8 protein-coding genes are annotated in these 6,515 nt (G+C 68.1%); all 8 read right to left on the bottom strand.

Going from position 1 to position 6,515, the window contains the following annotated elements:
- Nucleotides 1-118: 118 nt before the first annotated feature.
- From AS93_RS0106210 to AS93_RS0106175, 8 genes are read right to left on the bottom strand one after another with little or no spacing between them, the layout of a single operon-like run.
- Nucleotides 119-1,636, bottom strand: coding sequence for a hypothetical protein (locus AS93_RS0106210; RefSeq protein WP_027589803.1), 1,518 nt, complete (start codon nucleotides 1,634-1,636; stop codon nucleotides 119-121).
- Nucleotides 1,637-1,650: 14 nt separating this feature from the next.
- A complete protein-coding gene (locus tag AS93_RS0106205; RefSeq protein WP_027589802.1) occupies nucleotides 1,651-2,247 on the bottom strand; it encodes a hypothetical protein in 597 nt (198 codons plus the stop codon).
- Complete coding sequence (locus tag AS93_RS0106200; RefSeq protein ID WP_027589801.1) at nucleotides 2,247-2,891, bottom strand: hypothetical protein; 645 nt, start codon at nucleotides 2,889-2,891, stop codon at nucleotides 2,247-2,249. The genes AS93_RS0106205 and AS93_RS0106200 overlap by 1 nt, the downstream gene beginning before the upstream one ends.
- A complete protein-coding gene (locus AS93_RS0106195; protein WP_027589800.1) occupies nucleotides 2,888-3,319 on the bottom strand; it encodes a hypothetical protein in 432 nt (143 codons plus the stop codon). The genes AS93_RS0106200 and AS93_RS0106195 overlap by 4 nt, the downstream gene beginning before the upstream one ends.
- A complete protein-coding gene (locus AS93_RS0106190) occupies nucleotides 3,319-3,936 on the bottom strand; it encodes a hypothetical protein (RefSeq protein WP_027589799.1) in 618 nt (205 codons plus the stop codon). Before AS93_RS0106190 ends, AS93_RS0106195 begins: the two co-directional genes overlap by 1 nt.
- 3 nt (nucleotides 3,937-3,939) lie before the next feature.
- Nucleotides 3,940-4,653: a DUF6682 family protein gene (locus AS93_RS0106185; RefSeq protein WP_027589798.1), complete on the bottom strand. Its 714-nt coding sequence runs from the start codon at nucleotides 4,651-4,653 to the stop codon at nucleotides 3,940-3,942.
- Nucleotides 4,654-4,657: 4 nt separating this feature from the next.
- The gene (locus AS93_RS0106180; protein ID WP_027589797.1) at nucleotides 4,658-5,008 is read right to left on the bottom strand and encodes a hypothetical protein; all 351 of its coding nucleotides are present in this window, start codon (nucleotides 5,006-5,008) and stop codon (nucleotides 4,658-4,660) included.
- A gap of 51 nt (nucleotides 5,009-5,059) precedes the next feature.
- A complete protein-coding gene (locus tag AS93_RS0106175; protein ID WP_027589796.1) occupies nucleotides 5,060-6,202 on the bottom strand; it encodes a N4-gp56 family major capsid protein in 1,143 nt (380 codons plus the stop codon).
- Between the last annotated feature and the right edge of the window lie 313 nt (nucleotides 6,203-6,515).

Below are 6,515 nucleotides of genomic sequence, written 5' to 3'. Positions count from 1 at the left end.
TGTTGCTGTGTTGCTGTGTTGCTGTGTTGCTGTGTTGCTGTGTTGCTGTGTTGCGAGCGGAAGATTATATCGGTTTCAGTATACTGTCAACTGGCTATTTTGACCTGAATGGCTTGAACTACCGGGCAGCGCCGCGCTGGGCGAGCATCAGCGCCTTCTGCGCACGCAGCTGCGGGTCCTTGTCGGTCAGCTGCGCATACGCCTCGGCATAGGCCTGGGCCGGGATACCCTGGGCCTGCGCCATGATGAAGCCCTCCAGGCCGCCGTTCATGCCGAAGCGCACCATGTCCTGGGCCGCGCGCATCACCGCGCCCTGGGCGTCGCCGCGCTCGGCGGCCATGTCCAGGATCGCCGGGTCCAGGGCGTTGATCGCGGCCATCAGGTCCGCCTTGGAAATGGCCTCCTGGTCGTCCTTGTTGATATGCACCGCGTTGGCCACCGACTTGGCCAGATCGCCCCGGAACTTGGTCGCCTGCTCGGCGCGCTTGGCACGGGCGGCGGGTTCGGCGGCTACCCCGGCCAGGTAGCCGGCGTCGCCCAGCGACAGGCGCGCCGACCGCTCGCGCTGCTGGAAGTCACCCAGTTGCTGCTCGGCAGCCGCCTCGAACAGCGGTCGCTGGCTCTGCGCGGCGCTTAGGCCGGCGCGCTTCGCATCCACCACGCCCTGTGCCTCGGCCCGCAGGCGTGCGGCATATCCCTCCGGGGTTTCGGTCAAGCCGCGCGAACCCGAACCGACCATGCCACCCTCGCCAAAGAGCTTGTTGCCGTACTTGGCGTTGAGCGCCGCGCGCCCCAGGCCCACTTCTGCGTCTGCGGCGGACAGTCCGGCCTCGGCCTGGGCCAGCTCGGCCTCCAGCGCCGCGATGTGTTCGGGGGTTCCCCCCGCCCGGCGGACCTGATCGTCCACTAGGCCGGACAGACTGACACGCTGGGCCTGCAAACGCTCGGCACCCAGCGTAACGGCACGCTGCGCAGCCACATACTGGTCACCCAGGGCCATCTGGCCCAGCGCATGGACCGGGATCTCCATGATCGGGTCGTCCGGGTCGGACGTGCCGCGCTCGGACAGGTAGGCCTTGTCGGTGATCGGCTTGCCCTCGCCGCTCTTGCCCTCCAGGCGAATCACCAGCCCACCGTTGGGGCCGACCATCACCTCGCCGCCCTTGTAGTGGGTGCGGCGCTCGGCTGGGATCAAGCCGCGCTCGACCGCCAGGTCCAGCAGCAGGTTCAGGTCCCGGCCCTGCGAGGCATTGATCTTCTGCGCCAGGGCCTGGGCGTTGGTCACCGGCAGGCCGTCGTCGCCGGTGAACAGGCGCTGGGCGTGGCCCTCCATGCGCTGGATGTGCTCAATGCGCGCCTTGTCGGCCCGTGCGTCGCCGTACTTGCGTTCGAGCAGGTTGTGGGCGTCGCGCATCAGCCCGAGCTGGCCCTCGCGGAAAGTACGCGCATCGTTCTGCTGCTGCACGTTCAGGTCGTAGGTCTGCGTCCATTGCTGGTCGGCGATGGCGTCACGCTGGGCCTGGCGGTCGTCCAGGCGCTTCTCGCGCGCGATGCGCTGCTCCATTTCATAGGCGCCCAGGCCGATCCGGCTGCCCGACTCCAGGCCCCGCAGCACCGCTCCCAAGTAATCCGACATGCTGGTCTCCCGAATCAGAACGCAAAGAGTGCGGCGGCGCCCAGCGAGACACCCGCCTGGATCATCGCGTTGCGGTTGCTGGCCCGCTGCTGTTTGGCCGCCGCAGCATTGGCCTGGTTGGCCGAGTGGCGCGCACCCTCCAGGCCAGACGCCGCGCTGTAGTTGCCCATCGACTCCTGGCGCAGGGACTGGCCGACGTTGAGCAGGCCGGAAAGGGTCTGCCGCTGGTTATCCAGATCGGCCAGCTGCGCCGTGTTACCGGCGGTCAGTGTGTTCAGGGCACCGGACAGGCTGTTCTGCCGCGCCTCGGCGGCCATCGTCGCCGGGTTCACCTCGGTGCCGTAGCGACCGCGCATCCGCTCCAGCGCGCTGCGTGCCCGAGCCTGGTCGGTCACCGCGCGGCCCATTGCCGCCGCCTCGCTCGACTCGTCGAGGGAGCTGATGGTCGCTTCCTCCAGCGGCCGGTAGTCGGCCAGGTAGCGCTCGAACTCGGCGCGCGAGATGCGCGCCATCTCATCGGCCAGCGGCGTGTCGCTGGCACTGGCCTGGGTAGCCACGCCCTTCACGGTCACCCGGCCGCCGCCGACGCGGCCACCACCGCCCCCTGCCATTACCGGCCTCCCCCCGCGCGCTGCGCGGCCACGAAGTTCTTGAAGCCGGCGCCGGTGTAACCCGACGCGGCACTGCCCAGGCTCAGGCTGTTCTGCAGGACCTGCTCGTTCGCGCGGCTGTTCATCAGCGCCTTGGTGCCGTAGGCCCCGGCAAGGGTTGCGCCCGCACCCACGATGGCCAGGCGCGTCGAGTTCTTGGCCTGCTGCTCGGCCAGCCGGCTCTGCACATCGTCAATGGCGGCGTTGGTCTGTAGACGCGCCGCGCTGCCCAGGGTCTGCGAGGCGTCGGAGGACACCCCCCGGCCCACGCCCAGCATGTCCAGGCGGCGGTCATCGCGCTCGCGCCGACCGGCGGCCGAGGCGTCCACGAAGCTCTGGGTCAGGCCGCCACCCAGCACCCCGCTGTCCACCGGGCCACCCAGGGCGGCGTCGCGCAGGCTGCCGGTTGTGGCACGCATGGCGCCGGCGGTGGCCTGCCCGGCCAGACGCGGGCTGTAGTCCTGCATGGCATCGGCGATGCCACGCCGCTCCAAGGGAACGTACCGCCCCTGGTAGTAGGCGTACTGGTCCTTGGCGGTCTGGGCCTGGAGCTTTTCGCCCTCGGAGACCTTGACCTTCTCGGGCTTGCTGCCGCCTCCACTCATGCGATCACCTTCTCGAATCGGTATTCGGTCAGTCGGTAGCCCAGCTTCGCGGCCGCCCGCAGCCAGCCCTTGCGCTGCGTGGCAAAGACCACCGAGCCCAGGCCGTCCTCCTTGGCGATGTGCTCGACCAGGTGCATACCGGCCAGCAGCACGTCGCCCGGCGTGCCCGGCACCACATAGGCCAGCCAGACCAGCAGGGTCGGGCGTCCCTCACTGTCGGTGCCCGGGCGCGTAGCGAAGAAGCCCACCGCGCGCTGGCCCTGGAAGGCCAGCACCGCACGGGCGCGCCCTTCCAGCAGGTCGGCATAGACATCCGGGGCGAAGAACGCGCGCTGGGCGCGAGCATTCAGGCGTTCGCACGCCTGCTCGATCAGGGAGTAGTGATCACGCAGGTCCTGGACCTGCTCCACGCGCTGAAAGACGGTCATCACAGGCCTCCATAACGCACCTTGCGCACCACCGGGGCGGACAGCGCATCGGCCTCGCGCCGCGCGCGGGTCACGTGGTCGGCCATCAGCGCGTAGTGCGCCTGGGCCAGCGCCGGGTTGCTCCACAGCACGTTGGGCATGGCCATCAGCCGGGCCACGCCGCCGCTGAGGATGCCGTCGCGGTGGGCATAGAACAGCTCGTCCGGCAGGTCGTCGCACTGCACGGTCGGCGTCACGGCCAGGTGGGCCACCAGCCCGTTGCGCCGGTAGTTCACCTGCGGCACGCGATCCAGGCGCAGGGTGTGGTCGGTGAGCTTGGCATAGCCGGTCGGCGTGCCCTCGCGCGCCGGCGGCAGGTTGCGCTCGCTGATCGCGTCCAGCGGCGCATCGTCCAGGCGCACCCAGTACAGGCGCAGCGGCGTGGTGTCGGCCGGCAGCTCCAGCTCCACGTCGCGGCGTCCGGCAATCACCGGCACTACCTCGGTGGTCACCCGCCAGGCCAGGCTGGCCCGGTAGAAGTCGGTGGCCGCCACGCGCAACATGCGCTCGACCACCGTCTCCGGGCAGCCGGGGGCGGCGATCAGCGCTTCGGGCAGCAGCTCATCGACATAGTGCATAGCTTACACCGCCACGCCGCGCTGGTTGGCGTTCGGGCTCACCACCGCCTCGACCTGGGTCTTGACCCCCAGGCTGGAGGCGAAGACCTGGTAGTGATGCGTGCTGCGCTCACTGTTGCCGGCGTAGTCCGCATCCTTGGAGTAGGCGCGGAACAGCACGTAGTCCAGCAGGCAGTTGGAGTAGATGTCCGGGATCGTGATCGGCTGCCGGTAGGCGGCCAGGTTGTTCGGGTCGGTGCCCGGGGACACCACCACATCGGCCGGGCTGCGCGACACCACCGCCTCCAGCGCGCCCTCGCCGGTATTGCCGGGAAACACGTAGAAGTGGGTCGGGTCCGACTCGTCGAAGCAGAAGTGCTTCACCTCCTTGGTGTAGGCGAACACATCCGGGTCGTGCCAGCTCGGATGCTGGGCATCCAGCACCTCGCGGGCCACGATGCGGCAGGCACGGCCACCGACGCGCGGCGTGCCCACCGGCGTCTTGAGGTTGCGGATCACGCGCAGCAGGCACAGGCCGCCATCGCCGATGCTCTGCAGGGTGCCCGGTTGCAGCGGGATCACGTCGTTCTGCGCGGTCGCGGACGGCTTGTGGATCGCCACCTCGCGCTGCCCATCATTGAGCCACTGCAACAGCTCCTGGTAGGGCCAGCGCACACCCGTCTTGTCCTGGACGATGGTCTGGGCACGGTCGATGATGTCGCTGGCCAGCACTGGCATGGGATCAGCCCTCAGCCTTCACAATGGCCCAGGCTTCGTCGCGCAGGGCATCGGAGACCGGCTTGCCGACCTTCGCCTTGAGCGCATTGAGCTTGGGTTCGCCGTTGGTGGCGAACAGCTTCGCGTCACCCTCGGCCATCAGTTCATGGATGGCCGCCACCACGTCGTCGACGGTCACGTCGTCGGGGGTCGGGGCCGGCAGATCAATGGCAGGGGCACCGGCTTCGCGCACACCGGCCGCCATCGCGGCACCGATCAGCGACGCGCGCAGCGGGCGCGGCACACCGGCGAAAAACAGCGCCGAAACGCCCTGGACGGAAACCACCTGTGTGGTGTCAGAAACGTACTTGGTCATTATCTGTCCTCAAAAAAGGGTGGCCCGGAGGCCACCCAGTCCCACCCCTGATCAGGCGTAAGCAGCCAGGCCGGTGTCCAGGGTCAGCACACCGAAGTCTTCCTTGGTGTCGTAGCTGGACAGGTTCCCCTTGAACTGCGGCTTGAGGAAACCCACGATCTTGCCGATGCCGATACCCAGCTGGTTGCCGTAGTCGAAGGTTTCTTCGTTCCACTCGGCGACCCCCAGGTCGGCCATGCCCAGTGCCTGCGCGCCACACAGCAGCACGCGCTGGCCCTTGTCGGCGCCGGTGGTGGCACCGAAGCCGTCGCCGGCGGCCGCACCCACGGTGTTGAACACGTGGCGGTACTCGTGGACCACCAGGCCGTCGACCAGCACGCTGTCGGCACCGGAGAACAGCGGGTTGCTGTCACCGCGCACGCCGGCGTTGCGGATGTTGGCCAGGAAGTCCGGGTCGAGGCGCAGATCGGCCATGCCCTGCGGGGTCACGAACACGTGGTACAGCTCGCCACCCTTGCCACCCTTGATCGGACGGATATAGCTGTCCTTGGCGGCGGCCTTGAGGCGCACCAAGGCCTTGTAGCTCAGCGGCTCCAGAGTGCCGTCGGCGGCGTCGAAGCCGGTGCCGCTGGCGATGCCGTTGGCGGTCAGGCGGAAGCAGCGGTTGGCGGTCGGCGCCGGGTTGCTCGGGGCGAACTCCAGGTCGGCCAGGTTCTGGCCCGTGGCCTTGACCGGGCGGCGGGAGCCGTTGGTGTTGAAGGCGTAGCCGACAGAGGCCAGGCTCAGGAAGGCCAGCTGGTCGATACGGTCAGCGGCCCAGTAGCCCAGGGCATCGCGGGAGGCGTTGCGGAAGTTCACGATGGACTTCTGGTCGGCCATCTTGCCGGCCAGGCGGTTGGCGTGACGCAGCTGGTCGATCTGGATCACGGTATCGAAGCTGGACAGCGCTTCTTCGTTGTTCTCCAGGTCGTAGTCACCGACCACACCGTCGCCGCGCAGGTCGGCCAGCAGGGTCAGAACGGCACGCGCGCCCTTGGCTCCCTTGGTCAGCTCAGTGATGTGCTGAATCATGGAGTTCGGGCCTTTGCCCAGGAAGCGCGAAATGAAGGCGTTGTTGCGAGCGTGGTGCCAGAAGGCCATACCCCACGCGGTCTTCTGCTCCGTGGTCAGAGCAGCAAAGTTGGTCTTAGCCATGCGGCCAATCTCCCCGCCACGCCCACGCAGTTCTCGGTTGGCGCGGCTCGTTGAAATGGATTCATCGAGTGCCTCGCCCCGTGTCGTGGGAGCTACCGAGAGATGTGCGCTGGTGGAGGGAGCGACCCTTTTACCCGTCTGTCGCGCGGGTTGGCGTCATGGCTAAAGTTTGGCACTGCCAAATATTCTGGTCAAGGAAAAGCCCGCCTTGTGCGGGCTTTTGTATCACGTCGAGGCGTCTTCAGAGCGTGTTGCCGAGCAGCTTATCCAGCGCCGACGCCGGCAACGCCATCAGCTCGTCCTCGGTCATGCT

The sequence above is a fragment of the Pseudomonas sp. RL genome (assembly GCF_000647775.1).
Lineage (GTDB): Bacteria > Pseudomonadota > Gammaproteobacteria > Pseudomonadales > Pseudomonadaceae > Serpens > Serpens flexibilis.
The sequence above is the reverse complement of the archived record's forward strand: the minus strand, read 5'-3'. Positions and strand labels throughout refer to the sequence as shown.

Bases quoted from the DNA above. Each gene is read 5' to 3' on its own strand.
- AS93_RS0106180 (WP_027589797.1), bottom strand. From the start codon at position 5,008: ATGACCAAGTACGTTTCTGACACCACACAGGTGGTTTCCGTCCAGGGC.
- AS93_RS0106210 (WP_027589803.1), bottom strand. From the start codon at position 1,636: ATGTCGGATTACTTGGGAGCGGTGCTGCGGGGCCTGGAGTCGGGCAGC.
- AS93_RS0106200 (WP_027589801.1), bottom strand. From the start codon at position 2,891: ATGAGTGGAGGCGGCAGCAAGCCCGAGAAGGTCAAGGTCTCCGAGGGC.
- AS93_RS0106190 (WP_027589799.1), bottom strand. From the start codon at position 3,936: ATGCACTATGTCGATGAGCTGCTGCCCGAAGCGCTGATCGCCGCCCCC.
- AS93_RS0106205 (WP_027589802.1), bottom strand. From the start codon at position 2,247: ATGGCAGGGGGCGGTGGTGGCCGCGTCGGCGGCGGCCGGGTGACCGTG.
- AS93_RS0106175 (WP_027589796.1), bottom strand. From the start codon at position 6,202: ATGGCTAAGACCAACTTTGCTGCTCTGACCACGGAGCAGAAGACCGCG.
- AS93_RS0106185 (WP_027589798.1), bottom strand. From the start codon at position 4,653: ATGCCAGTGCTGGCCAGCGACATCATCGACCGTGCCCAGACCATCGTC.
- AS93_RS0106195 (WP_027589800.1), bottom strand. From the start codon at position 3,319: ATGACCGTCTTTCAGCGCGTGGAGCAGGTCCAGGACCTGCGTGATCAC.